We start from the raw sequence: 25,051 nt of genomic DNA, 5'->3' as shown, positions 1-25,051 counted from the left end.
AGACCATAGATTAAGGGGGTGCTTTATGGCCCGCAATAGTTTGCCTACGATTACTGCCGGCGAAGCCGGTCTCAATAGATATCTCGACGAAATCCGCAAATTTCCGATGCTGGAGCCGCAGGAAGAATACATGCTTGGCAAACGTTATGCCGAGCATGGCGACCGCGACGCTGCCCATAAACTCGTCACCAGCCATCTGCGCCTCGTGGCGAAGATCGCCATGGGTTACCGCGGTTACGGCCTGCCGATCGGCGAAGTCGTGTCCGAAGGCAATGTCGGCCTGATGCAGGCGGTGAAGAAGTTCGATCCGGAACGCGGTTTCCGCCTGGCCACCTACGCCATGTGGTGGATCAAGGCCTCGATCCAGGAATATATCCTGCGTTCCTGGTCGCTGGTGAAGATGGGCACGACCGCCAACCAGAAGCGCCTGTTCTTCAACCTGCGCCGGCTGAAAGGCCGTATCCAGGCGATCGATGACGGCGATCTGAAGCCGGAACACGTCAAGGAAATCGCCACCAAGCTGCAGGTGTCGGAAGAAGAAGTCATCTCGATGAACCGCCGCCTGCACGGCGACGCCTCGCTGAATGCGCCGATCAAGGCGTCCGAAGGCGAGTCCGGCCAATGGCAGGACTGGCTGGTGGACGACCATGACAGCCAGGAAGACGTGCTGATCGAGCAGGACGAGCTGGAAACCCGCCGCCGCATGCTGGCCAAGGCCATGGGCGTGCTGAACGACCGCGAGCGCCGAATCTTCGAGGCCCGCCGACTTGCCGAAGACCCGGTGACGCTGGAAGAGCTTTCTTCCGAGTTCGACATCAGCCGCGAACGCGTGCGCCAGATCGAAGTCCGCGCCTTCGAGAAGGTGCAGGAAGCGGTGCAGAAGGAAGCGCTCGAAGCTGCGCGCGCCTTGCGCGTGGTGGATGCGTAAGGCAGCGCGCTCTTGACGCCAATGCGCTGACCATGAATCATCCTCGGCCTTCGGCCGGGGATTTTTTGTTTGTAAAAGGCGGGCGATGGGAAATGGTCTGCCTCTGAGACCCGCGATTGTGCTGGAGGAAAAGCGGTAGGGAGAATATCCGCGCTTCGGAGTATGCGGCTTACCCCCCCTCTGCCCTGCCGGGCATCTCCCCCACAAGGAGGGAGATTGGCAAGACGCGCCCGCGTTGCGCTATCTCGACTGTCAAGAAAGGCGAAACCTTGCCGCGAGTCGATCTCCCCACCTGTGGGGGAGATGCCCGGCAGGGCAGAGGGGGGGGTGAGCCACACTCACCAACTTCCCCAAAACCCATCACCCGACAAAGCAAAGACACCGCCGCAGCCATTCCATAAGCACGTCGCCCGTTGCCTTATAACAAAAGGGCGGCCCTGAGCCGCCCTTAAATCATCACTGCCCGGTCGCCGGCGTTGCCGCCGCCCATTCGCTGAGCGCCTTGTCGAAGGCGGCGATGCCGTCATTGCCCTTTTGCAGGGTCAAGAGCGCGCGCCGGCCGTTGCGGTAGGACACCGGAATGTCGATCCAGTTGCGGCTCTTCAGAAGCTCCAGATTGGTCTTCATCGCATCCGGGAAGTCGTTGAGCGCGATCATGTGGAAATCGTCGGTGATCTTGGCGGGAACCGCGATCAGCGCGTTGCCGCGATCCTGCTCGGTGCTCTTCATCGCGATGCGCTGGACGCTGTCGATAGCGCCGCCTTCGAAACCGGGCGAAACCGAGAAGACGATCTCGATCAGATGGCTCGCCGGCAGCGACGGATCGGTGTTGCGCTTGAAGGTGATGAGCGCGCTGAGGCCACGGCCGGGAACGGTGATCTGACCCTGCACGGTGGGCGAAGGTTTGCCTTCCGCGTCATTTTCCTGCTGCAGCGACCAGGACACGCTGCCCTGAATGGCGGTCGGAACCGTCTGGCCCAGCACTTCCTCGTAAAGGAACATGCGGTCGCCGGCGGCGACGGCAGGCTGCTGTGCCGGCGGCGTGCCGGCGGGGGGCGTTCCAGCCGGTGCGCCCGCATTATTGGCCGGAGCTTCACCCGCAGGCGGCGGCGCGACATTCTGCTCATAGACAGACTGGCCTTCAGCCGTCACGGGCTGGCCGTTCGCGCCGGCGGCAGGTCCCTCGTCACGCTCGGTGCCGTCGGCCATAAGCCGCTGGGTAAACTTGGTGCCGGTGACGGAACCGTCATCGCCATGCGACTGGGTCTGGTGATTGTTGGGCGTGGCCGGCTGCTGCTGGCCGGTAGTGGCCGGCGGCTGCTGGGTTGCCGGCGGGGTCGATGGCTGCGTCTGCGCCGTATCTACCGGGGGCGTCTGGCCATTGCCGCCATTCTGCGCGGAACTGACCAGACCGCCGACCATATCGTTCAGCGCGTCGCGGTTCATCCACACGGCATAACCGCCGCCCGCGAGCAACGCCACGCCGGCAAGGGCGAGCACGACCGAGGCATAGTTACGGCGCGGCTTCTTCTTGACCATATAGGCGGGCGTCGCCGCCGCGGCACCAATGCCCGGCGTTTCATCCGAAACCGGCCGGTTGGACGAGGAAGCGCCGTCATAACCGATCAGCTCGTCCAGATCGTCCCAGGGCGTGCGTTCCTTATTGTCCTTGGCACCCGCCTGCTCGCCGAAGGAATCGTTATCCGCACGCGGCAGCGCCGGCGCATCCTTGGCGGGAATGGCAATATCCGCATCCTGGAAATAGGACGAGAAATCCTCGACAACAGCCGCCTTTTTCGGGGCTGGCTCTTCTACCTGATGGTGCTCGTCAAAATCGTGCCGGCCGCCAAAGGCCGGCGCGTGTTCCACGGCGGCAGGGCCGAAACGGTTGTCCGTCTCGTGCCTTTCCGGCTCGAAACCGACGTCCGGCTCCTGATAATGATGCGCGGCATAACCGGCAACGACCGGGCGTTCGCCGGTCTCGTTGCGAATATCCTCATAGTCGGCGTCGGCCGGGCGCACATCCTCGTCCTGCGCTTCCTCGAGCTTGCGCCAATCGTCCTCGTCCACCGGCTGCGCCCAATGGGAAGGAACGGAATCATCGGCAGGGCCGAGCGCCGCTTCAGGCTCTACGCGATCTTCCTGCGGCTCGTGGGCCGGCTCTTCATCCGTGCGGGTGAAATAGGTGCCGGCATCCTCATCGGATGCAGAAACATGGGCCGGTGCGGCATGAACCGGCTCCGGCGTGTCATAAAGCTCTTCCGGCTCGCGCTCCCCATAATGCCGATCCTCTTCGGAAGCGTGGGCATCATGGCGGGGCTCGTCGTGATGGGCGGGTTCTTCGTCAGCCGGCTCCGGCTGTGTCTCGGCCGATGCGGGTTCTTCATAAACCGGCTCGTGCTGAACCTCTTCACGATGGGCAAGCTGTTCGGGCTCGGCTTCGGCGGGATGGGCCGCCGCTTCATCGACGGCATCCTCATGGTCATGGGATGCCGCCGCCTCTTCGGCCGCCGGCGAGAGAACATCATCATCCTCAAGCGCGGGAAGCGCCTCGGCATATTCGCTGTCCACCTCGGCGATGGCGGCGTCCAGCTTGGCGATCTGCCGGCGCAACAATTCTTCCGGCGGACGTGGCTTCATATTCTCGAGTTGGCGCACAACCGCACTGCGCGCCTTGTCGTAAACCTTCGCCCGGTTTTCGGGAGTATTGTTCGCCAAGCCATCCACGGCCTTGCGAATGACTGCTACAAAATCCGCCATAAGCACTTTCTCGTCGTGACCGGCGACGTACCGGCCCGATATGGTTTATGAATCTAGATCGCCGAGGACATTAATCCTCAAACGGATCAGTCACAAGTATGGTGTCGTCACGCTCCGGACTTGTCGACAGAAGCGCAACAGGCGCCCCGATCAATTCCTCGACCTGACGGACATATTTGATTGCCTGAGCAGGCAAATCCGCCCATTTTCGGGCACCGACGGTAGATTCCTTCCAGCCTTCCAGCGTGATGTAGATCGGCTCGACGCGCGCCTGCGCGCCCTGGCTTGCCGGAAGATGGTCGATTTCCTGCCCGTCAAGCTTGTAGCCGACGCAGATTTTCAGCTCGTCGAGACCGTCCAGCACGTCGAGCTTGGTGAGCGCGATGCCCGTAATACCGTTGGTGGCGACCGACTGGCGCACCAGTGCCGCATCGAACCAGCCGCAGCGGCGCTTGCGGCCGGTGACGGTGCCGAATTCATGACCCTTTTCGCCCAGGAACTGGCCGATCTCGTCATTGAGTTCCGTCGGGAACGGGCCTTCGCCAACGCGGGTGGTGTAAGCCTTGGTGATGCCGAGAATGTAACCCAGCGAACCCGGACCCATGCCCGAACCGGCAGCGGCCTGGCCGGCAACCGTGTTGGACGAGGTCACGTAAGGGTAGGTGCCGTGGTCGATATCGAGCAGCGAGCCCTGAGCGCCTTCAAACAGGATACGCGCGCCGGCGCGACGCTTCTTGTCGAGCAGCAGCCAGACGGTTTCGCTGAAGGGCAGGATGCGCTCGGCAACCGACGACAACTCTTCCATGATCGTTTCATGCGCAACTTCGGCCGCGCCGAAACCGCGGCGAAGCGCATTATGATGGGTGAGGATACGGTCAACCTTGGCGGAAAGCGCTTCCATGTCGGCCAGATCCATGACGCGGATGGCGCGGCGGCCAACCTTGTCTTCGTAAGCCGGGCCGATGCCGCGGCGGGTGGTGCCGATCTTGGTGCCGCTGTTGGAGGCGGCGTCTTCGCGCATGCCGTCCAGTTCACGGTGCAGCGAAAGAATGAGGGTGGCATTGTCGGCGATGCGCAGGTTTTCCGGGGTAACCTTCACGCCCTGCGCTTCCAGACGGCCGATTTCGGCGATCAGCGCATGCGGATCGACCACGACGCCATTGCCGATGACGGCGAGCTTGCCGGGACGCACGACGCCAGACGGCAGAAGCGAAAGCTTGTAGCTGATGCCATCGATGACAAGCGTATGGCCGGCATTATGGCCGCCCTGATACCGCACGACGACATCTGCCCGCTCGGACAGCCAGTCGACAATCTTGCCTTTGCCTTCGTCGCCCCACTGCGAGCCGACCACCACAACATTCGTCATTTCTTGCTTTCCTGCTCATGGCGCTTACGCGCCCGATAACCCGATGGGAAACCCAAACCCGCGAATGTATACTGTGTTGTTTTACGGAAAGCGACCCTGTTTCTTATGGAGAATTTTGCTTTTTCCGTGACAAGGCGCGGATTTCCCGCATTATCTCGCCCCGTGGGGGCCAAGCGCGGGCGCAAGGCCGCCGCTCACCCCTCTCCGTTTTCCCGCCCCCGTGAAGAAGCGAAACATCAGCGTGCCTTCGAAAGCCTATATCGCCCTCATCATCGCCACACTCTGCTGGGGCGGCAACACCGTTGCCGGCAAGCTCGCCGTCGGCCACATCAGCCCCATGGCCTTCACCTTCCTGCGCTGGGTTTTCGCCGTCGCCATCATCTTCGCCATTTCCGTTCCGCAGCTTATCCGCGACTGGCCGGTGGTGAAACAGCGCCTGCCCTATTTCCTCGTGCTCGGCAGTGTCGGTTATACGGCCTTCAACGTGTTTCTTTACACGGCGCTGCAGCACACCTCGGCCATCAATGCCGCCGTCATCCAGGCCGGCATTCCCATGGTCATCTTCGTCCTGAACTTCATCCTGTTCCGCACCCGCGTGCTGTTCGGCCAGATCGCCGGTTTCTGCCTCACCATCGCCGGTGTGGCGCTGCTCGCCTCGCATGGCGATCCGGTCTCGCTGCTGCAGCTGGAAATGAATGTGGGCGATGCCATCATGCTGCTCGCCGTGCTGGTCTATGCCATCTACACCGTCATTCTGCGCTGGAAACCCGCGGTCGACTGGCGCACGCTGATGGCGATCCCCGCCTTTTTCGCCCTTCTCACCTCGGTACCGCTGGTCTTCTGGGAAATGTCGCGCAACAGCGTCGTCTGGCCGGATCAGAAAGGCTGGGTGCTGGTGGTCTATGCCGGTATCTTTGCCTCCCTCATCGCGCAGATCCTCTACATCAAGGGCGTGGAGCAGATCGGCGCCAACCGCGCCGGCCTCTTCATCAACCTCGTGCCGGTCTTCGGCACGCTGCTTTCGGTCTTCGTGCTCAGCGAAACCCTGCACACCTATCAAATCGCAGCACTCTTCATGGCGCTTGCCGGCATTGCCGTGGCGGAACGAAAAAAATCGCCGGCTTCCTGAACCCACAGGGTCAGGAAAACCGGCGCAGTCTGGCAGGCATGAAAGAGTGGAGCATCGGATAGAAAAGTCCTTCCGATGTTCAAGCAGAAAGGTCAGAGCGCGGTTTCGCGGCTGGCCGGAGAAAAGACGGCATTGCCAAGGACGATATCGCCCTTGTCGGTGGTGACGATCAGCACTTTTTCGAGCGATCCGTCATCCTTCAGTGCAAAGGCAAGCCGCAGCGCGTTGGAAGACCAGCCGGCACCGGCAAGGGCCGTGCGCTTGATCGCGGCGCAATCGCCACAATCCCCGAGGCTCACGGAAGGCGTTGCCGGAAGATCGGTCGCAAAACCGGAGACATAATCATCGAGCGCACCCATGGTGGCGTTCACATCACGGTTGACGCGCAGCAGTTCGTCACGGCGCTCGGCCGTCAGCGGCGCGGCAATGGTGGAGACACACTGGCCGGCGGCAAGCACGCAGCCATCAAAACCGCCAGGTGCGGAAATGCCGATCGCGGCGACGGCGGATTTTTCGACGGCGGCAAATCCACGGGCAAAACCGGCAGCACCGGCCGCATCAGCATGGGTGGACATGGAAGCAATGGCAATTCCGCAGATGGCGGCAGCAATAATCTTCTTCAGCATTTCATACCCCGTTTGTGATCCGCCGGCTTGTGCCGGTCTCGATTTCGTTTCAAGGGCGCCTCTTTCAAAGGCCGCTCCCTGTCTGTGATCCCACAATGGCACAGCACTGTTTTCAGCCGCTTTAAGCCGATTGCTACAATTTTATCGGTTTTCATTTTTGAACAGCGGATGCTTTTTTTCGAATATGCGCGAGTACCGTCGCCACGGATTCCGGGGCCACGCTGGAAAGGATAAAGGGGCCGCATCGCTGCGGGGGTATCGGATGGTATTGCGAGGTTTTGCAGACGATGCGGCCCCGGCTCCAACATTTCAGCCCATGACGCACCCGCCAAACCGGTTCCTGTTTGAAGGGTGGACATATGCCGGCCGCCTCAACCGTGACATCGGGAAACTCCCCGGTTTCGGCCGCCTACCCCGCCCATTTTGCGCCGCGCGCACGCTCGATGACCGGGATGGCGCCAATATAGCCGGGCCAGCGGAACCGTGGACGCGCGGGGATGAATGCATCTTGAAAAAGGCGCTCGAGAGGCGGTTTCGCCCCATCCCGGACACAGGAATTTTCATGGGGTTAACACCCGCCCGATCGGCGGCATTTGAATTAACCTTGTCTTAAAACCCGACGTTAATGGTTAGCAATTTAAGAATAGCGGAACGAAAGGGTTCCGTTATGCGTGGCGTATCTGCCGTTGTTTTCCTGATGCTCGTTCTCGCCGGCTGCGCCACCGCACCGTCGCAGGTGACCAATGCCTGTGCGATCTTCGAGCAGCGGAACGGCATCTTCAATAACTGGCGGCGCGACGCGAAAGCCGCCGAGCGCGAATTCGGCGTGCCCGTGCCCGTCATGATGGCGACGATCTACACCGAATCCGCCTTCCGGCCCTATGCTCGCCCGCCACGCACCAAGCTTTTGGGCTTCATTCCATGGACACGGCAGTCGACGGCTTATGGTTATGCACAGGCGCTTGATGGCACCTGGGAGGTCTACAAGCGCGAAACCGGCCGCTGGTCGGCAAGCCGCACCGATTTCACCGATGCCATCCATTTCGTCGGCTGGTACCATGCCAAGAGCCGGCGCGAAAACGGCATCGCACTGAACGACCCCTATAATCTCTACCTCGCTTATTATTCCGGCCATGGCGGTTATGCGAAGGGCAGCTGGCGCAACAATTCCGCCGTCCAGAAGGCCGCCCGCCGCTCCGCCAACATGGCGCTGCGTTACGAGGCCCAGTTGCAGCAATGCGGGTATCGCTGAGGCGGCGGCAGCAGGATCATTTTGTCTGGATGCGACGTGAAAAGGCGGATCACCTACCCTCACCGCCACCCCGGACTTGATCCGGGGTCCAGCACGATCATGTCCTTGATCGCAAGAGACTCCGCCACGGCGCAGACGCGCCATGGCTGGATGCCGGATCAAGTCCGGCATGACGGCGAGGAATAAGGCCGGGCAGAAAGCTACTCCCCGTAAGCCGCCAGAAAACCCCTGACCGCATCGATCTCGCCGGAACGGATTTCATGCCCGCCCGGATGCCACACGGTTTCCACCGTGCCGCCCTGCTCCTTCAGGCTTGCTTCCAGCGCATTGGTCAAAGGTACCGGGCAGATCGGATCGCGCTCGCCCGCCGTGATGAGCACACGGCGCGTGGGTTTCGCCGGGGAAATCTTCGGCGTAAACGGGATGAGCGGATGCATCAGCACCGCCGCATCAAAAAGTTCCGGCTGCTCGATCAGCACATTGGCGAGAATATTCGCACCATTGGAAAAGCCGAGGCCGATGACGGGCCCGGCCTGATAATGCTCCCGGTTCGCCTTGATGAAATCGGCCATCTTGACGGTTGCCCGCTCAAGATCGGCCATGTCGTAAACGCCCTCACCCGTGCGCCGGAAGAACCGCGCCGCGCCATGTTCGGAGACATCGCCGACCGGCGAGACAATCGTGGCCTGTGGCAGAAGGCGGGCGCCGAAATCGAAGAACTGGTTCTCATCGCCGCCGGTGCCGTGCAGCAGAACAAAAAGCGGTGCGCCCGCAGCGCCGGCGCGGGATTTGTGGAAATAGCTATCCTTGGTCATGGGGGTATCCTTTCTGGAGGGAAGAGGTTCAGCGGCTTCTGCACGGCTTTTTCAGCCAGGCGGAGCAATCTCATGTGGAGTAAGCGCCGCTCGTTTCTTCTCCCTGAGGGGGAGAAGGTCGCGGCAGCGGGATGAGGGGGCAAGGGTCGAGATGTTCGGAGAGCGAGCCCCCTCATCCGACCCTTCGGGCCACCTTCTCCCGGCGGGGAGAAGAAACGAGCGGCCGGGGGCCGAACAATTAAGCCTTTTTCTCATCCTCAAGCGGTTCCAGATGCTCCTCCAGCACGGAGCGCAGATGCGCGTGCTGGGTCGGCAGCTTCAGGGCCTCGCCGAGATGGGCCGTGTCCTCGTCGCGGTCGAAACCGGGCTCGTTGGTGGCCACCTCGAACAGCACGCCGCCGGGGGTGCGGAAATAGATCGCCCAGAAATAATCGCGGTCAATGACCGGCGTCACCTGGTAACCCGTATCCATCAGCGCCTTGCGCACTTCCAGCTGCTTTTCACGGTTTTCGACCGCAAAAGCGATGTGGTGCACGGAACCGGCACCCAGTTTCGCGCCGGAGATGTTCGGCATGGTTTCGATATCGATGACATCCGCGCCGTTACCGCCAGGCATACCGAGACGCAGCACGCCGTCCTGACGGTCCACTTCCTGGTAACCCATGAATTTCAAGAGTTCGGCGGTTGCGCCTTCGTCGCGAAGCCGCAGCGAAGCACCCTGGAAACCATGGATCGCCTGATCCGCACCGACGCCATTACCGGTCCATTGCGCACGGTTGTCGTCCCTGACCTCGACCAGCGCGAAACCGTCGCCATCAGGGCCGGCAAAATGCAGGCGCCTGTTGCCAAAAGCTTCGTCCGACTTCAGGCCATCGACACCGGCCCTGGAAAGACGATCCTGCCAGTAGCCGAGCGATCCTTCCGGAACGGAAAACAGCGTCGTGCCCACCTCGCCGGTGCCGGGGCGGCCGCGGGCGATATGCGGGAACGGGAAATAGGTCATGACGGAGCCGGGTGTGCCGACTTCATCGCCATAATAAAGGTGATAGACATCCGGCGCGTCGAAATTCACCGTCTTCTTCACCCGGCGCAGGCCGAGTGTGTCTGTGAAAAAGCTGTTGTTCTGGCGCGCACTCGCCGCCATCGACGTGACGTGGTGCAGGCCCTTGATCTGGTTGAGCATGATAAACCCCTTTTGCCTGGCGGGCCTCCCATTGGGGCCTGCCCTGTTCATGGCGTAAAGATGGGGCAAGGGGCACGTTGCGAATAGACCGGGCAACAGGAACGGATTGTTCTTGAATCGTGAACGATAAAGATCACTGTTCAATCAGCTCGGCGAGGCCACCTCAATCGTCGGCAGCACCCATGGTCCAGTAACCGACGGCGCGCAACGATGCTTTCGGAAAGGCAATCTCGTCGGTCAGGAAGGATTTCGCCGCCCTCGCCTCGGATTTTTCGCAGGCGACGAAGACATGCAGGCCCTCGTGATCCACATTCCACGAATGATCGCGCAGCGCCTTTTCGATAAGGCCGGAGGTGCCGGCGGGCTTGCCGCGGCGATAAAGCCATGTCCATTCCACATCCGCCGCCGAGACGATCTCCTGCCGCTCGGCCTCGTCGTCGATTTCGGCATAAACGCTGAGCTTCTTGCCTGCCGGCATTTCGGCGGCCATGCGCAGCATCACCGGCAACGCCGTCTCGTCGCCGGCGAAGACATAACGGTCCGCTTCCGGGCAGGTGCCGCTGGGGCCGATGATGCCGAGAACATCACCCGGCTTCGCCGTCGCACCGAAGGTGGCGCCGGGCATATGGTCGCCCTCATGCATGACGAAATCGATATCCACCTCGCCCCGGCCCATGTCGCCGGAACGGATGGTGTAAACGCGCCGCATCAGAAGGTCATCACCCGCCGGCCAGATGATCGCGCCGGTGGGTGCGAGATAGGGCCAGACCGGCACGCGGGCCTGATCCGGCACCAGGAGCAGACGCACATGCATGCCGCCGGTCAGCAGCCTTTCGATACCGCTTTCGACCGATACCACCAGCCGGCGCATATGGGGCGTGAGGTTATAGGCGCGGGCGACCTTGCCGCGGAAAAGATTGGGCAGCTCGCGCTGCTCCGCGCCATGGCCGCTCCAGCGGAAATCCAGCCCCGTCGCGCCGGAAAACTCGGCAATATGCTCGGCCACCATGGCCTTGACCGAGGTCAATATATGTTCGGAAACGCAGTTGACCCGCGCGGCAAAACGGCCACCCTCAGCACTGAAGCTGCCATGGCCATATTCCGTCGTGAACCGCACCGTAGCACCTTCGCGCTCCATCTCCATATGCTCGGAAAAATGCTCCTGAAAAGCATCGACGACCGACAGCGGATCGGGCAGCGAGACGGAGGTTTCGGCAGACAGGAGAGACACGGGCATAATCCTTCACTTTGCAGTCCGGTTATCTTTAATCCTGACAACTGCAAAGCGCAAAGGTATTTATGAGTATCTAGAGAAGGTTTTTGTCGCTTCCCGCCGTTTCCGGCAATTGCCAATCGATAGGCTGGCGGCCATGGGAAACGAGAAAGGCATTGGCCTTGGAGAAATGGCCATTGCCGAAAAAGCCGTTATGGGCCGAGAGCGGTGAAGGGTGCGGCGAGCGCAGCACGAGGTGCTTGCGTTGATCCACGAAGGCCGCCTTCTTCTGGGCATAGGAACCCCAGAGCAGGAAGACGACGTGGTCGCACTCGTCGTTGACGGCGCGGATGACGGCGTCGGTGAATTTTTCCCAGCCCTGCCCCTGATGCGAGGCAGCGCGGGACTCTTCCACCGTCAGCACGCTGTTGAGCAGCAGCACGCCCTGTTTCGCCCAGCTTTCCAGAAAACCGTGACTGACCGGGCGAATCCCGAGATCGGCCTGCAGTTCCTTGTAGATATTAACGAGCGAGGGCGGAATGCGCACGCCGGGCTGCACCGAAAAGCAGAGCCCATGCGCCTGGCCAAGCCCATGATAGGGATCCTGGCCCAGAATGACGACCTTGACCTCATCGAGAGGTGTCAGATCGAGAGCGCGGAAATATTCCGCGCCCTTCGGAAAGATGCGCTTGCCGGCGGTCTTTTCGGCAAGCAGGAACTCTTTCAGCTTGAGCATATAGGGGCTGGCGAATTCGCCTGAGAGAACGTGCTTCCAGCTGTCTTCGAGTTTGACGCCTGCCTCTGCCATGCCCGCCTCCATCAGAGATTATTTGAACCGGTTGCCGCGCTGCAGCACTTCGATCTTGTAACCATCCGGATCGCAGATGAAAAAGTATTTTGCGAAAGGCTGGCCCTTATAATCGGCTTCGATGATCTTGCCGGGAGAAAGCCCGATCTCGATGAAACGCTGATGTTCGCTTTCCACATCGGCAACACTGACGGCGAGATGGCCATAACCGTCGCCCAGCGCATAGGGTACTTCGCGACCGCGGTTGACGGTCAGTTCCAGCTCGAAATCGCCCTCGGCATTGCTGAGATAGATCAGCGTGAAATTCTCGAACTCGGCGCGTTCCGCAACCTCAAGCCCGAAAGCCTGTTTGTAAAATTCCACCGAACGCTTTTCGTCCAGCACCCGGACCATCGAGTGGATCAGCTTGGCCATGGTGTTTCCTTCTTCTTCCTGTTGACGGCCCGGTTATGCTCCGGGCATCGCGGCCCAAGGGGATAAAGACAGTGCGCCGCGCTTTCAACCCTAAAGGCACCCGGCGGCAAAGCGTAACGGCCCGATCACGGCAAATGTGATGGCAAAAACCCTCGATTTTTCCGGTGCGGCCGGACCTGCGGCAACAGGACCACATCGATTTGGCGCCGCCGCTCTATCCTGAGTGCTGAACTCATGATACCGGCTTAGGCATGCGCCTTTTATACCTCTGTCTTGGCTGGCTGATGGTCGCGACCGGCATTGTCGGCGCGTTTCTTCCCGTTTTGCCCACCACGCCCTTCCTGCTTCTGGCGCTCTGGTGTTTTTCCCGCTCCTCACCGAAGCTCGAGGCATGGCTTCTCGCCCATCCGAGATTCGGGCCCTCGCTTCACCGCTGGCGCGAGCGCGGCGCAATCGCCCGCAATGCCAAAATCGCGGCGCTTTCGGCCATGACGGTGAGTTATGCCGCCTTCTGGTTTCTGAGCGAGCCGCCGCCGCTGCGGGCGGCAATCGTTGCCGCCGTCATGCTCGGTTCTGCGCTCTTCATCGCCACACGGCCGGAAAGCTGAAGACGGGCTCTGCTAACGGTGCCGCGATTGCGGCAGCACATAGGGGATATGCCGCGCCGGCAGCCGACCGACGACGCCGCCAATGCCATAAACCCGGGCGATCGTTTCGTCGCTGATCGTTTCCAGCGAAGGGCCGCTTGCCGTCACCCGGCCGCCATGCATGACGATAAGTTGATCCGCAAATTCCGCTGCCAGGTTGAGATCGTGCAGGATGGCGAGCACCAACCCGCCACCGCTCGCAAAATCGCGCGCCGTTTCCAGCACGGAGATCTGATGGCCTATATCGAGGCTGGCCGTCGGTTCATCGAGGAAGAGAGCCCGCGCCTCGCCATTTTCCACCGGGTTCGGCACCTGCGCCAGCGCCCGGGCAAACTGCACCCGCTGCTGCTCGCCGCCGGACAGCATATTGTAGGACCGCTGCTCGAAGCCCCGCAGCCCGGCCCGGGCAAGCGCCCGGCGGGCCTGTTCCTCTGGCGCGCGCGAGCCCTGCGCCACCGCCCCCATGCGTACGATCTCCAGCGCGGTGAAAGGAAAGGCAAGCTGGGTATTCTGCGGCAGCACGGCACGCAGGCGGGCAAGCTGCACCGGCGTGAATTGCGGCAGGGCGACATTATTATAGGTCACCGAACCCTCCTCGGCGCGCATCTCGCCCGAGAGAACCTTCATCAGCGTGGATTTACCGGCACCGTTCGGGCCGATGATGACATTGACCCGGCCCGGCTTCAGATCGACGTTGACGGCATCGAGCAGGCGGCGGCCGGAGCGGATGAGGGTAAGGTTTTCAGCCCGGATCATGGCATGTTCCGCATGGAAAATCCGCCACGGCCAAGCAGCAGGAACAGGAAGACGGGCGCGCCGATGAGCGCCGTGACGACGCCGATCGGCAATTCCGCCGGCGCCGCCACCGTTCGGGCGAAACAGTCGGCAAGAAGCAGAAGCGCTGCACCGCCAAGCGCCGAGGCCGGCAGCAGGAAGCGGTGCGACGGGCCGATGGCGAGGCGCAAAAGATGCGGCACGACGATGCCGACAAAACCGATGGAACCGGCCGCGGCCACGCTTGCCCCGCAGGCGGCGGCGACCGCCAGAATGACGACCCGCTTCAGCCGCTGTACCGGAATGCCCATGTGAAAGGCAGCCGCATCCCCCAGGATCAGTGCGTCGAGCCCACGGGCGACAAAGGGAATGATGGCAAGCACGATGATGATGAATGGCAGGGTGGCGAGCACCTTGGCCGGCGTTGCCCCGCCCAGCGAACCGAGCGACCAGAAGGTGATGTCGCGCAGCGCCCGGTCATCCGCCACGAAGATCATCAGCCCGGTCAGCGCGCCGCTGATGGCGGCCACTGCGATGCCCGCCAGAATGAGCGTGGTGGTGGAGGTCGCACCGTCCTTGGTGGCGATCAGGTAAAGCACCCAGACGTTCAGCAGCCCGCCGAAAAATGCCATCAGCGGCAGGAAATGCGGGCCGAAAAACACGGCAACCGTGGCAAGCGCGCCTTCCCCCAGCGAAATGGCCGCCACCGCAAACAGTGCCGCACCCGAGGTGACGCCCACAATGCCCGGATCGGCCAGTGGATTGCGGAACAGGCCCTGCATCATCGCGCCCGAGACGCCAAGCCCCGCGCCGATCAACATGCCGAGCGCCGTGCGCGGCAGACGCACGGCTTCGAGAATGACCCTGTCGCGCGCATCGAGCTGATCCGCACCACCGGTGAGATAGGTAAAGAGTTCGGATATGCCGACGCCCGTGGGACCGCTGACCAGCGATACGCCACAGGCAAACAGCAGGATGCCGACGAGCACGGCAAGGGTGACGGCCCCCTGACGGGACCTGTCGCCCGCAACCCCGCCCCCGGTGGAACTCAAGACGGCAAGGCTCACGGCTTCACCACATCAGGGTACAGCTTGTGCGCCAGCTCGCGGCCGGCGGCCGGCGTGCGCGGGCCGAAACCGATGAGATAAAGCCCGTCCATGCTGATGAGGGCCTTGCTGGCAGCGGCCGGTGTGGACTGGAAGGCCGGCAGCGCAAAAATCTCGGCCGCCTTGGCGGCATGGTCGCCGCGCGCCATGGTCAGCACCACATCGGGTGCTGCGGCGATGACCGCCTCATCCGTCAGCGGCTTGTAACCGTTGATCTCCTCGGCCGCATTGATGCCGCCGGCCATTTCGATGATCGCCGCCGCCTCGGTATCCTTGCCCGCCGCCATCACGCGACCACCGGCACTGGAGAGCACGAAGAGCACCCGCTTTTTGCCCTTTTCCGGCACCGCGGCGACATCCTTGGCAAGCGCGTCGAGCCCGGCTTTGGTTTCCGCAGCCAACGCCCTGGCCTTGTCGGAAAGACCGACAGCCGTGCCGACATCCTCGATTTTCTTCGGAATGGCATCACCGCTCGGCGGCGTATCGACGGTGACGAAAGGCACCGCGCTCGCCTTCAGAATGGCGATGACATCCGCCGGGCCGGAGCCGTCTTCGGAAAGAATGAGATCGGGCTTCTGCGACAGGATGCCTTCGGAAGAGAGCGCCCGCATGTAACCGATATCAGGCTTGGCGAGCGCATCAGCCGGGTAGCTGCTGGTGCTGTCACGCGCCACGATACGGTCTTGCGCACCCAGCGCATAAAGGATTTCCGTCACCGTTCCGCCCACCGCAACGATGCGTTTCGCCTCTGGATTACCCTTGTCGGAAGCCATGGCGGCCGGCGCGGCAAAGGCGATTGCGGCGGGCACGAGGGCGGCGAAAACGAGGGGACGAAGGCGGGAGTTGAACATGGCGTTATCCTGAAACACGACCCGGCGCAGGTTCGCCCGCGCCACTAATCTTGAGTTATTTACACATGTTTATAAACCGCGCAATCGATAAGTGGAGTATTTTTGTTCGCTTTGCCGTGAACCCCTTTCCAACCCCGTCCGGGGTCGATATCCTGACTGAAACTGGAAACTTAAAGGAAGACTTTCATGTTTATCGCAATGAACCGCTTTCGCGTCGTGCCGGGTTATGAAGAAACCTTCGAATCCATCTGGCGCGAGCGCAAATCGCATCTCAGCGAATTGCCGGGCTATATCGAATTCCACATGCTGAAGGGCCCGAAGGCGGACGATCACACGCTTTATGCCTCGCACACCGTCTGGGCCACCAAGGACGATTTCCTTGCCTGGACGAAATCCGAACAGTTCCGCGCCGCCCATGCCAAGGCCGGCGAGAACCGTGGCAAGGTAGAATATCTCTCCGGCCCGCATTTCGAAGGTTTCGACGTCATCATTCATGAAGACAAGAATGGCGAACGCCGTTCGATTGCCGCCTGAGGCCCACCCGATGAGCATTGCAGCCCAGAAGACCGACGACGACAGGCAGGCCCGCGCCGCCGCAGCCCTTGCCGAAAAACCTGACGGTATCGTGGAGGCCATCGCCGCCAAGGCCGAGGTGACGCCGGCCGAAATTCTGGCGATCCTGCCCGAAGGTGCAGCGGTCTCCGCCTCCGACGACCGCTTCGACGCGATCTGGAACGAGATGCGCGGCTGGGGCGAAGTCCTGATGATCGTGCAGACCGGCGATATCGTGTTCGAAGTCCCCGGCCACCTGCCGGAAGGCACGGAAAGCCACGGCTGGTTCAACATCCATGGCGACAGCCCCATCGGCGGTCACATCAAGAAGGACAATTGCGCCGGCATCACCTTCGTCGACCGCGGTTTCCATGGCCGCCGCTCCTGCTCCGTCTGGTTCATGAATGCCGCCGGCGGCGCCATGTTCAAGATCTTCGTCCGCCGCAACGAGAACAAGGAACTGCTGGCCGGGCAACTGGCGAAGTTCGAAGCGCTGCGGGACAGTTTCCGCAGCTGAACCAACGAGAATGAAAAACCACCGCCCCTGGCGGTGGTCCAGCGTTGATAGAAAACCTCTGCTCCGTCATCCTCGGCCCTGTGCCGAGGATGACGCCGAGTGTGTAGAAGGCTCTGTCATCAATGAAGCCACCTGTCTGGTATCCATCCCCACTCCATCGGTTCATCGCCCGTTCAGTGCCGTTTTCTATCATCCGTTGAAAATTCAACCGGAACCAGCACGGAGCAGACACCATGACCGACAACCAGCCTCTTCTTTCGCGCCGCAGTTTCGCCGGTCTCCTCGCGCTTGCCCCGCTGTTTGCGGCGGGCGGTGCGGCGGCCGCGCCGGCGAGCCTGCGTGGCAGCGTTTCCTATCGTGAACGCATTGCGCTACCGCCGGGCGCAACCGTCACCGTGCGGCTGATCGACGTTTCGCTGGCGGATGCGCCATCGCAGACGATCGCCGAAACCACCATTCGCCCGCGCGGCCAGGTGCCGGTGCCCTTCGTGCTGCGTTATGACGACCGCGACATTCGCGGCCGCCGCTCCTATGCGCTGAGCGCCGAAATCCGCGACCGCGAACAGCTGCTCTTCACCACGACCCGCCGTTATTCCGTCCTGACCGGCGGCCGCGACGATACCGACCTCGTGCTGGAGCGCGTCGGCGCTGGTCCCGGCCGGCCGGAGCCGGAAGCCGGCATCGACGGACGCTGGCTGGTGCAGGATATCCGCGGCGAGCGGGTTCGCGGTCGCCGGCAGGCAACGCTCGAAATTTCCCGCGAGGGCCGCGTTTCCGGCAATGCCGGCTGCAACGGCATTGGCGGCGAGGTGAAGATCAGCCGCAACCGGGTCGATTTCGGCCGGATGATTTCCACCCAGATGGCCTGCGCGCCCGATATCATGCGCCAGGAACGGCAATTCATCGAGGCGCTGGAAGGCGCACGCTCCTTCCGGCTGGAGCCGCGTCGCGGCACGCTGGAACTGATCGACGGCCGCGGCCGCACCGCCATGCGCCTGCGTCGCGCCTGACCGGCAGCGCCTGCCTTCAACATGCCGGCGGCGCCGTGCTTGCCATGGAACATTCCATGTCGTTTCCGGCACGGCGCCCGGTCCTTTCCCGCCCTAAGACTTTGGCTATGTCGCCTTGGCGCTTTGCTCCGCTGCCAAGCTGCGCTATGCAACACGCCGAACTGCGCCGGCTGACGCCGGCGCGACGTCTTTGAGGGAAAACGAATGACATCCTATGTTCTGACCGTAGCCTGCAAATCGACCCGCGGCATCGTCGCCGCGATTTCCGGTTATCTGGCGGAAAAAGGCTGCAACATCGTCGATAGCTCGCAGTTCGACGACCTCGAGACTGGCAAGTTCTTCATGCGCGTCTCCTTCATTTCGGAGGAAGGCGCTTCCCTTCAGGCCATCACCGAAGGCTTTCAGCCGGTGGCGAAAAAATTCGGCATGGAGGCGGATATCTATCCGGACGGCCAGCGCATGAAGACGATGCTGATGGTGTCGCGCTTCGGCCATTGCCTCAACGACCTGCTCTATCGCTGGAAAATCGGCGCACTGCCGATCGACATCGTCGGCGTCGTCTCCAACCATTTCGATTACCAGAAAGTGGTGGTCAATCACGACATTCCCTTCCACCACATCAAGGTGACGAAGGAGAACAAGCCGAAGGCCGAGGCGCAGCTGATGGACCTGGTCGAGACCAGCGGCACGGAACTTGTCGTACTGGCCCGCTACATGCAGGTTCTGTCGGATGACCTGTGCCGCAAGATGTCTGGCAAGATCATCAATATCCACCACTCCTTCCTGCCGAGCTTCAAGGGCGCCAACCCCTACAAGCAGGCCTATGAGCGTGGCGTGAAGCTGATCGGCGCGACGGCGCATTACGTCACCGCCGATCTCGATGAAGGCCCGATCCTTGAGCAGGACACGGTGCGCATCACCCACGCACAGTCAGCCGATGACTATGTCTCGCTCGGCCGCGACGTGGAAAGCCAGGTGCTGGCCCGCGCCATCCACGCCCATATCCACCACCGCACCTTCATCAACGGTAACCGCACCGTGGTCTTCCCGCCAAGCCCGGGCAGCTATGCGTCCGAGCGGATGGGGTGATAAGGCGGCAGACATGGCTGCCTGACAGACCGCCCTGTTATGCCATTCTTTCCGTCCCGCCAAAAACCACCCGCGCCCTCAAGCCGCGCCCGCCCGCGCCGTCTTCCAGCGTCAGCCGCCCGCCGAACAGGCCGGCGATCTCCTCGATGATGGCAAGGCCAAGGCCGGCGCCGGGGGCGGTGTTGGCTTCGCCACGGGCGAAGCGCTGGCGCACCATGGCGCGTTTTTCCGGGGGGATGCCGGGGCCGTTATCTTCCACTTCCAGCCAGACGGCGCCCGTCTCCTTGCCAACGCGAACGGTGACTTCCGCGCCGCGCCCGGCATAATTGATGGCATTGGAAACGAGGTTGCCGATCAGCTCGCCGATCAACAGCGGTTCGGCGGAAATGGTCGCCTCGCCCTCGCCTTCGAAACCGAGATCGATGCCGGCGTCGGCCGCACGCGGCACGAAATCGGCCGTCACATTCTGCGCAACGGCCACGAGGTCTATCGCGGAAAAATCGTGTTTCTCGCTGGAGCCGGCCGCATCGATATTGGCCATGCGCAAGAGCTGGGCGAGGATATGTTCGGCATGCGCCACCGAAGCGCCGCCTTTCAGCGCCGCCGCCTGCGCCTCCTCAAGGCTTGCGGCGCGGGCGGAAAGGGCAAGCTGGGTGCTGATGATGGCAAGCGGCGTGCGCAGCTGATGGCTGGCATTGCCGGTGAAATGCCGGAGCGCATCGAGCGCCGATTGCAGCCGCACCATGAAGGAATTGACCGTCTCCACCAGATTTTCCACCTCCACCGGCACGGATTGGCGGATCGGGTGCAGGTCATTGGGACTGCGCTCGGCAATGGCTTCGCTGAGCCGGTAAAGCGGCCGCAGCGAAATTGTCACCGCGATCCAGACGATGATCGCCGCCCCCACGATCATTAAAAGCAGGCGCAGCGCGGAACGCAGGATGATGGCCTGCGCCAGCTGGCTGCGGGCGATCGTGGTTTCGGCAACCGTCACGGAAAAGGGCACGGAATTGATGCCGGTGGACGCAAAACGGCGGATGGCGGCGATGCGGATCGGCTCGTCACGAAACACCGCGTCGCGATAGGCGGGCGTATCGCCGGCCGTGTTCTCCACTGTCGGCAGGTTCTGATAACCAGTGAGGAATTGCCCGTTCGGCCCGTCGACCCGGTAAAATACCCTGTCCTGCGCGGCAGACGTCAGCATTTCCAGCGCCACATAGGGGATGTCGACCTCCAGCGAGCCGTCCTCGGCCACTACCACCCGTTCGGCAATGGCGAGCGCCGAACCGGAAAGCACCCGGTCGGAGACGACATTGGCGGTGTTGACCGCCTCGCGCCATGTATCAGTCAGCGCAGCGCAGCCGATGATGGCGGTGGAGATGAGAAGCCAGCCTAATAGTCGCCGCCTGAGCGAATAGGCGGCCTGTCTCATTCCGCCATCTCCGGCAGTTTTTCGAGATAATAACCGATGCCACGCGCCGTCTTCACCGTCAGCCCGTGGGGGGCAAGCCGCTTGCGCAGGCGGCTGACATATTGCTCGATGGCATTGGCGGAAATATCGTCATCGAACCCGGTCAGCGATTGCACGATCGCCTCCTTGGCGACCACCTTGCCCGCCCGCATGAACAGCACTTCGAGCAGCGCCACCTCGCGTGCCGGAATATCGAGCGGGCGCCCGTCCGCCGAAAAGGTGCGGGAATTGAGATCGAACAGCACCTTGCCGAAACTGAGCGCGGAGGAGCGCAGCCCGGCATTGCGGCGCAGAAGCACCCTCACCCTTGCCTCGAATTCGGTGATGTCGAAGGGCTTGATCATGTAGTCGTCGGCGCCGAGATCGAGCCCCTTGACCTTTTCTTCCGGCGTGCCGCGCGCCGTCAGGATCAGCACCGCCGCCTTGTCCTGGCGCGAACGCATGGAGCGCAGCACCTCGATACCGTCCATTTCCGGCAGGTTGAGATCGAGAATGACGAGATCGAAACTTTCCGCCGCAATAGCCGCATCTGCGGAAGCGCCGTCGGAAACCACATCCACCGCATAACCACTGCCGCGCAGAAGGGCGGACAACCCTTCCGACAACACCTGATTGTCCTCGACCAGCAAAATACGCAAATCTTTCCTCCGGCAATCCTGCGAATTTAACCAAGCCCTTGCCGCTTGTGAATGGCAAGCGCGTGCGGCATGATCTTTTCCATGCGTATCTGCCTTTTTCTCTGCCTCTGTCTTTGCATGGCCTCGCCCGCGCTTGCGCAGGTCGCCGTTTTTCCGGCCCCTTCAGGCAAGGCGAATGCCGAGACGCTGGTGGTCTATTCCTCGCTGGATGAGCCGCTGGCGACACCGATGATCGAGGGTTTCCAGAAGGCCAATCCTGATGTTGCCGTCCATTACGAGGATATGCTAACCGGCGAAATCTACGACCGCATAGTCAAGGAAACGGATGCCGGCAAGAAGACGGCCGATTTCGCCTTCTCCTCCGCCATGGACCTGCAGGTGAAACTGAGCAACGATGGTTACGCCCAGCGTTCCGACCTTGCCATGAGCGCACGCTGGCCGGCCTGGGCGAACTGGCGCAACACGGCCTATGCGCTGACCTTCGAGCCGGCGGTCTTCGTTTATCACAAGCCGAGCTTCACCACCGAAAAACCACCCGCAACCCGTGCCGAATTTGTCGATTATCTCGAACGCCACGCCAAGGAGGTGCATGGCCGCATCGCCACCTATGACATCGAACGCTCCGGCGTCGGTTTCCTGTTCATGTCGCGCGATCAGGAGCAGTTCGGCGATATATGGAGCGTCATCAAGGCCATGGGGGCGGCGGGCGTGAAGGTCTATTCCACTTCCTCGGCCATTCTGGAGCGGGTTTCTGACGGCCGTTTCGTGCTCGGATACAATATTCTCGGCTCCTATGCGGCAGACTGGGCCTCGCGCCACCCCGATGTCGGCATCGTGTTGCCGAAGGATTATACCGTCGTCATGTCGCGCATCGGGCTGGTGCCGGAAGCCGCCGCCAATCCCGACCTTGGGCGTCGCTACCTTGAATTCTTCATGTCGAAGGAAGGCCAGACGATCATGGCCCGGCAATTGCAAATCCCAGCCGTCAGCCCGGAAGTGGCGGGCGAAAACACCGCCAACACCATGCAGGCCATCCACGGCGCGCAATTGCGTCCCGTCCCCGTCAGCCCCGGCCTGATGGTCTATCTGGACCAGGTCAAGCGCAGCCGCCTGATCGAGCGCTGGAACGAGGCGCTGCGCTCGCAATAGGTTCAATACGCGTCAGATAACGGAGGCACGCCGGGTTCGGGCGGCAGATCTTCGGCTCTTTCGCGGGCGAACCAGCTTTCAAGAAGCGCCAGCAATTGCGGCGAGAGCGGAAGCGCATCGATATCACGCATATCCAGAAGCGCCGGCAGCCCCTCACGGACCGAGAGGTGATGGATCATGTTCGACACCACATGAAATTCCGTTGGCGCCAAAGCCAGCCGGGCCAAACGTTCGGCGCTTTCGGGGGTGCATTGCAGGTCCTTTTCACCGGCGATCAGCAGCATGGGGCAAGGCACGGCGCGGTAGAGACCGTTGACATCCAGATCGATCAATTCACGCAGCCAGCGGGCGCTGACGCGCGTGGGGCCTAGACGGATAGTGCCGCCGTCAAGCGTGCGCACATGCGCGAGCTTGCGCCGCATGTGCCGGTCGTAAGGTCCGCTGAAGCACCGCGCGAGGCGCAGCAGGATACCCAGCAGGCCGGGCACGCCGGGCAGTTCGCGGTCTATCCCTTCCGCCTGATGGATCAGCATGGTCTCCGCGCTATCATCGAAGGGGCAGAGCTGGATGAGCGCGCGCGGCGGGTGGGCTACCCTCGACGCCAATTGGGCGGCAATGGCTGTGCCTTCGCTGTGACCGAGCATATACATACGGCCGGTATTGCTGAATGGCGCAACGGTGAGCGCATGCCAGCACGCCTCTGCGTCGTCAACGAGGTCATGATAACCGGCAGCGAGAAAATTGCCGCCGCTGGCGCCGGCGCCGCGCTTGTCATAGCGGTAGCTCGCGACGCCGTATCCGGCAAGCGCCCTGGCAAGCTTGAGATAAAGGCCAGCACCACGTCCGCCGGCACCCACATTGCCGTCGCGATCTACCCTGCCGCTTCCCTGAAGAATGAGGAGAAGAGGAAAGGGACCGTCTCCGGCGGGCAGGCACAGGCTGCCACTGAGGGTAAAGCCCGGACGAGCCACGTTCCAATCTCTTTCTGCGAATGACATTGAACCCGCCTCCCCTTCGAGCCCACCTCGCCCCACACGCCACAGTAGACGTCCGGCACAAATTAATAGAGAGTAAATGCGCAAGGACTTGCGTAGCGTCAGTTAGATGACAGCTTTTTATGATGCTCTGTAGTCCTTCTTCATTCCGTGGAGGCGGAAGAAGATGCGGGAGGAAATCCAGGACGGTTGCAAGGCCCCACGCTGAGCTTTCAGCGCTGGCACGGCTGCGTCCCGAAATCCCTTCCGCATAAACGAAAAACGACGCCCAAAAAGGGCATCCTGAGGAGGGTTTTCCAAGTGAAACATTTTCTTATCGGCACATTTCTGGCGGGCATGATCGCCCTTCCGGCGGCTGCGGCAGATTACACCATCATTGCCCCGGCCAATCCCGGCGGCGGCTGGGACCAGACCGCGCGCTCGCTGCAGACCGTGCTGCAGGAAGAAGGCATTTCCAAGAGCGTTCAGGTACAGAACGTACCGGGCGCCGGTGGCACCATCGGTCTTGCGCAGTTCGCCAGCCAGCAGAAGGGCAATCCGCACGCGCTGATCGTTGGCGGTTACGTGATGGTCGGCGCGATCCTCACCAACAACGCGCCCGTCACCCTCAAGGAAGTAACACCGATCGCCCGTCTGACCGGCGAATATGAAGCCATCGTCGTTCCGGCGTCCTCGCCGCTGAAGACCATCGGCGATCTCGTTGACCAGCTGAAGAAAGACCCGGGCAGTGTTTCCTGGGGCGGCGGCTCTGCGGGCGGCACCGACCATATCGCCGTTGGCCTGATCGCCAAGGCGGCCGGCGTCGACCCGACCAAGATCAACTACATCGCCTATTCCGGCGGCGGCGAAGCCCTTGCCTCGATCCTCGGCTCGCAGGTGACTGCCGGCATTTCGAGCTATGGCGAATTCGAAAGCCAGGTTAAGGCCGGCACGCTGCGCCTGCTCGCCGTTTCCAGCGAAAAGAAACTGGAAGGCGTCGATGCCCCGACGCTCAAGGAAAGCGGTCTCGATGTCGTGGTCCAGAACTGGCGCATGGTCGCCGCTCCTCCCGGCCTGACGCCGGAACAGGAAAAGGCCGTTAACGCCGACATCGAAAAGCTGGTAAAATCCGCCAAGTGGCAGGAAACCCTGAAGACCAAGAGCTGGATGGACACCTATCTCGCCGGTGACGAATTCAAGGCACAGCTTGCCAAGGACACCGACGCCACCGCCGCCATCCTCAAAGACATCGGACTGGTAAAATGAGCCAGGGTTCCAACCCTTCACATCAAAAGCGCCGCCCTGACCGGGCGGCGCTGGCGATCGCCGTCTTCCTCGTCCTCATCGCCTCAGTGATCTTCTGGGACAGCGCCCGTCTCGCCAGCGTCACCGGTTATTCGCCGGTCGGCCCGGCAACCGTGCCCTATGCCATCGGTTTCTGTCTTGTCGGCCTCGCGCTCTGGACGGCCATCGAGGCCTGGCGCGGTGATTTTCCCGAACGCGACAGACAGGAAATCGCCCCGGTCATCTGGGTCGTCGCCGGCCTTGCCGCGCAGATGCTGCTGCTCAACGTCGCCGGTTTCTCCATTGCGACGGGCCTGCTCTTTGCCTTCACGGCGCGCGCCTTCGGCAAACGCAAGCTCTGGTATTCGATCCCCATCGGTATCGCGCTCAGCTTCTTCATCTGGTTCATCTTCGCGCGGCTGCTGCAGCTTTCGCTGCCCGCCGGGCCTCTGGAACGGCTGTTGTTCTAACAGCCATTCCGACCAAAATTCG

The 25,051-nt window shown here is 62.0% G+C and carries 25 protein-coding genes; 11 read left to right on the top strand and 14 right to left on the bottom strand.

The window, feature by feature from the left end:
* Positions 1-25 precede the first annotated feature (25 nt).
* The gene (gene rpoH / locus O3S81_RS00625; RefSeq protein ID WP_003522581.1) at positions 26-928 is read left to right on the top strand and encodes an RNA polymerase sigma factor RpoH; all 903 of its coding nucleotides are present in this window, start codon (positions 26-28) and stop codon (positions 926-928) included.
* Between the two features lie 456 nt (positions 929-1,384).
* On the opposite strand, the gene O3S81_RS00620 is transcribed toward rpoH, so the two are convergent.
* Both O3S81_RS00620 and O3S81_RS00615 read right to left on the bottom strand, forming a co-directional pair.
* On the bottom strand, positions 1,385-3,688 hold the full coding sequence (locus O3S81_RS00620; protein WP_269340259.1) for a hypothetical protein: 2,304 nt from the start codon (positions 3,686-3,688) through the stop codon (positions 1,385-1,387).
* 70 nt (positions 3,689-3,758) lie between these two features.
* Positions 3,759-5,057 (bottom strand): adenylosuccinate synthase, encoded by a 1,299-nt coding sequence (locus tag O3S81_RS00615; protein WP_269340258.1) that lies wholly within the window; start codon positions 5,055-5,057, stop codon positions 3,759-3,761.
* Positions 5,058-5,298: 241 nt separating this feature from the next.
* Here O3S81_RS00615 and O3S81_RS00610 point away from each other — a divergent pair, with 241 nt between their 5' ends.
* Positions 5,299-6,186 (top strand): DMT family transporter, encoded by an 888-nt coding sequence (locus O3S81_RS00610; protein WP_269340257.1) that lies wholly within the window; start codon positions 5,299-5,301, stop codon positions 6,184-6,186.
* Positions 6,187-6,278: 92 nt separating this feature from the next.
* Here O3S81_RS00610 and O3S81_RS00605 read toward each other — a convergent pair whose 3' ends face one another.
* The gene (locus O3S81_RS00605) at positions 6,279-6,812 is read right to left on the bottom strand and encodes a transglutaminase-like cysteine peptidase (RefSeq protein WP_269340256.1); all 534 of its coding nucleotides are present in this window, start codon (positions 6,810-6,812) and stop codon (positions 6,279-6,281) included.
* Positions 6,813-7,479: 667 nt separating this feature from the next.
* On the opposite strand from O3S81_RS00605, the gene O3S81_RS00600 reads away from it, so the two are divergent.
* Positions 7,480-8,064, top strand: coding sequence for a transglycosylase SLT domain-containing protein (locus tag O3S81_RS00600; protein ID WP_269340255.1), 585 nt, complete (start codon positions 7,480-7,482; stop codon positions 8,062-8,064).
* Positions 8,065-8,264: 200 nt separating this feature from the next.
* Here O3S81_RS00600 and O3S81_RS00595 read toward each other — a convergent pair whose 3' ends face one another.
* The 5 genes from O3S81_RS00595 to O3S81_RS00575 all read right to left on the bottom strand — a co-directional run bounded on the left by O3S81_RS00595 (position 8,265) and on the right by O3S81_RS00575 (position 12,497).
* Complete coding sequence (locus O3S81_RS00595) at positions 8,265-8,879, bottom strand: alpha/beta hydrolase (protein ID WP_269340254.1); 615 nt, start codon at positions 8,877-8,879, stop codon at positions 8,265-8,267.
* A 238-nt stretch (positions 8,880-9,117) separates the two neighbouring features.
* Entirely contained in the window at positions 9,118-10,062 is a 945-nt protein-coding gene (locus tag O3S81_RS00590) for a VOC family protein (RefSeq protein WP_269340253.1), read from the bottom strand.
* 163 nt (positions 10,063-10,225) lie between these two features.
* Complete coding sequence (locus tag O3S81_RS00585; protein WP_269340252.1) at positions 10,226-11,299, bottom strand: siderophore-interacting protein; 1,074 nt, start codon at positions 11,297-11,299, stop codon at positions 10,226-10,228.
* Between the two features lie 70 nt (positions 11,300-11,369).
* Positions 11,370-12,083 (bottom strand): uracil-DNA glycosylase, encoded by a 714-nt coding sequence (gene ung / locus O3S81_RS00580; RefSeq protein WP_269340251.1) that lies wholly within the window; start codon positions 12,081-12,083, stop codon positions 11,370-11,372.
* A gap of 18 nt (positions 12,084-12,101) precedes the next feature.
* Positions 12,102-12,497 (bottom strand): VOC family protein, encoded by a 396-nt coding sequence (locus tag O3S81_RS00575; RefSeq protein ID WP_173987558.1) that lies wholly within the window; start codon positions 12,495-12,497, stop codon positions 12,102-12,104.
* 251 nt (positions 12,498-12,748) lie between these two features.
* Here O3S81_RS00575 and O3S81_RS00570 point away from each other — a divergent pair, with 251 nt between their 5' ends.
* Entirely contained in the window at positions 12,749-13,105 is a 357-nt protein-coding gene (locus O3S81_RS00570; protein WP_269340247.1) for a YbaN family protein, read from the top strand.
* 12 nt (positions 13,106-13,117) lie between these two features.
* On the opposite strand, the gene O3S81_RS00565 is transcribed toward O3S81_RS00570, so the two are convergent.
* Genes O3S81_RS00565 through O3S81_RS00555 form a run of 3 tightly spaced genes read right to left on the bottom strand, consistent with a single transcriptional unit; the run spans position 13,118 to position 15,875 of the window.
* Complete coding sequence (locus tag O3S81_RS00565; RefSeq protein WP_269340246.1) at positions 13,118-13,900, bottom strand: heme ABC transporter ATP-binding protein; 783 nt, start codon at positions 13,898-13,900, stop codon at positions 13,118-13,120.
* A complete protein-coding gene (locus tag O3S81_RS00560; RefSeq protein WP_269340245.1) occupies positions 13,897-14,985 on the bottom strand; it encodes a FecCD family ABC transporter permease in 1,089 nt (362 codons plus the stop codon). The genes O3S81_RS00565 and O3S81_RS00560 overlap by 4 nt, the downstream gene beginning before the upstream one ends.
* Positions 14,982-15,875 carry a heme/hemin ABC transporter substrate-binding protein gene (locus tag O3S81_RS00555; protein WP_269340243.1) on the bottom strand — a complete coding sequence of 298 codons (894 nt, stop codon included), beginning with the start codon at positions 15,873-15,875 and terminating at the stop codon, positions 14,982-14,984. The genes O3S81_RS00560 and O3S81_RS00555 overlap by 4 nt, the downstream gene beginning before the upstream one ends.
* A gap of 186 nt (positions 15,876-16,061) precedes the next feature.
* Here O3S81_RS00555 and O3S81_RS00550 point away from each other — a divergent pair, with 186 nt between their 5' ends.
* The 4 genes from O3S81_RS00550 (at position 16,062) to purU (ending at position 19,043) form a co-directional block, all read left to right on the top strand.
* Complete coding sequence (locus tag O3S81_RS00550) at positions 16,062-16,409, top strand: antibiotic biosynthesis monooxygenase family protein (protein ID WP_003522597.1); 348 nt, start codon at positions 16,062-16,064, stop codon at positions 16,407-16,409.
* 10 nt (positions 16,410-16,419) lie between these two features.
* Positions 16,420-16,944: a heme utilization cystosolic carrier protein HutX gene (gene hutX / locus O3S81_RS00545; RefSeq protein WP_269341370.1), complete on the top strand. Its 525-nt coding sequence runs from the start codon at positions 16,420-16,422 to the stop codon at positions 16,942-16,944.
* Between the two features lie 233 nt (positions 16,945-17,177).
* Positions 17,178-17,954: a YbaY family lipoprotein gene (locus O3S81_RS00540; RefSeq protein ID WP_269340240.1), complete on the top strand. Its 777-nt coding sequence runs from the start codon at positions 17,178-17,180 to the stop codon at positions 17,952-17,954.
* Positions 17,955-18,158: 204 nt separating this feature from the next.
* A complete protein-coding gene (purU, locus tag O3S81_RS00535) occupies positions 18,159-19,043 on the top strand; it encodes a formyltetrahydrofolate deformylase (RefSeq protein ID WP_269340238.1) in 885 nt (294 codons plus the stop codon).
* 37 nt (positions 19,044-19,080) lie between these two features.
* Here the strand turns inward: purU and O3S81_RS00530 are convergent, their stop codons facing one another.
* Together O3S81_RS00530 and O3S81_RS00525 are read right to left on the bottom strand one after the other, a co-directional pair.
* Positions 19,081-20,475, bottom strand: coding sequence for a sensor histidine kinase (locus O3S81_RS00530; RefSeq protein ID WP_269340236.1), 1,395 nt, complete (start codon positions 20,473-20,475; stop codon positions 19,081-19,083).
* Positions 20,472-21,152 carry a response regulator gene (locus tag O3S81_RS00525; RefSeq protein WP_003491888.1) on the bottom strand — a complete coding sequence of 227 codons (681 nt, stop codon included), beginning with the start codon at positions 21,150-21,152 and terminating at the stop codon, positions 20,472-20,474. Before O3S81_RS00525 ends, O3S81_RS00530 begins: the two co-directional genes overlap by 4 nt.
* An 81-nt stretch (positions 21,153-21,233) precedes the next feature.
* On the opposite strand from O3S81_RS00525, the gene O3S81_RS00520 reads away from it, so the two are divergent.
* Positions 21,234-22,301 carry an ABC transporter substrate-binding protein gene (locus O3S81_RS00520; RefSeq protein WP_269340233.1) on the top strand — a complete coding sequence of 356 codons (1,068 nt, stop codon included), beginning with the start codon at positions 21,234-21,236 and terminating at the stop codon, positions 22,299-22,301.
* 2 nt (positions 22,302-22,303) lie between these two features.
* On the opposite strand, the gene O3S81_RS00515 is transcribed toward O3S81_RS00520, so the two are convergent.
* Positions 22,304-23,299: an alpha/beta hydrolase gene (locus O3S81_RS00515; RefSeq protein ID WP_269340232.1), complete on the bottom strand. Its 996-nt coding sequence runs from the start codon at positions 23,297-23,299 to the stop codon at positions 22,304-22,306.
* Between the two features lie 333 nt (positions 23,300-23,632).
* Here O3S81_RS00515 and O3S81_RS00510 point away from each other — a divergent pair, with 333 nt between their 5' ends.
* Positions 23,633-24,541: a Bug family tripartite tricarboxylate transporter substrate binding protein gene (locus O3S81_RS00510; protein ID WP_442864871.1), complete on the top strand. Its 909-nt coding sequence runs from the start codon at positions 23,633-23,635 to the stop codon at positions 24,539-24,541.
* Positions 24,538-25,029, top strand: coding sequence for a tripartite tricarboxylate transporter TctB family protein (locus tag O3S81_RS00505; protein WP_269340228.1), 492 nt, complete (start codon positions 24,538-24,540; stop codon positions 25,027-25,029). Before O3S81_RS00510 ends, O3S81_RS00505 begins: the two co-directional genes overlap by 4 nt.
* Positions 25,030-25,051: the final 22 nt, after the last annotated feature.

It is taken from the genome of Agrobacterium sp. SOY23 (assembly GCF_027212525.1).
Taxonomy (GTDB): domain Bacteria; phylum Pseudomonadota; class Alphaproteobacteria; order Rhizobiales; family Rhizobiaceae; genus Agrobacterium; species Agrobacterium tumefaciens_I.
The sequence above is the reverse complement of the archived record's forward strand: the minus strand, read 5'-3'. Positions and strand labels throughout refer to the sequence as shown.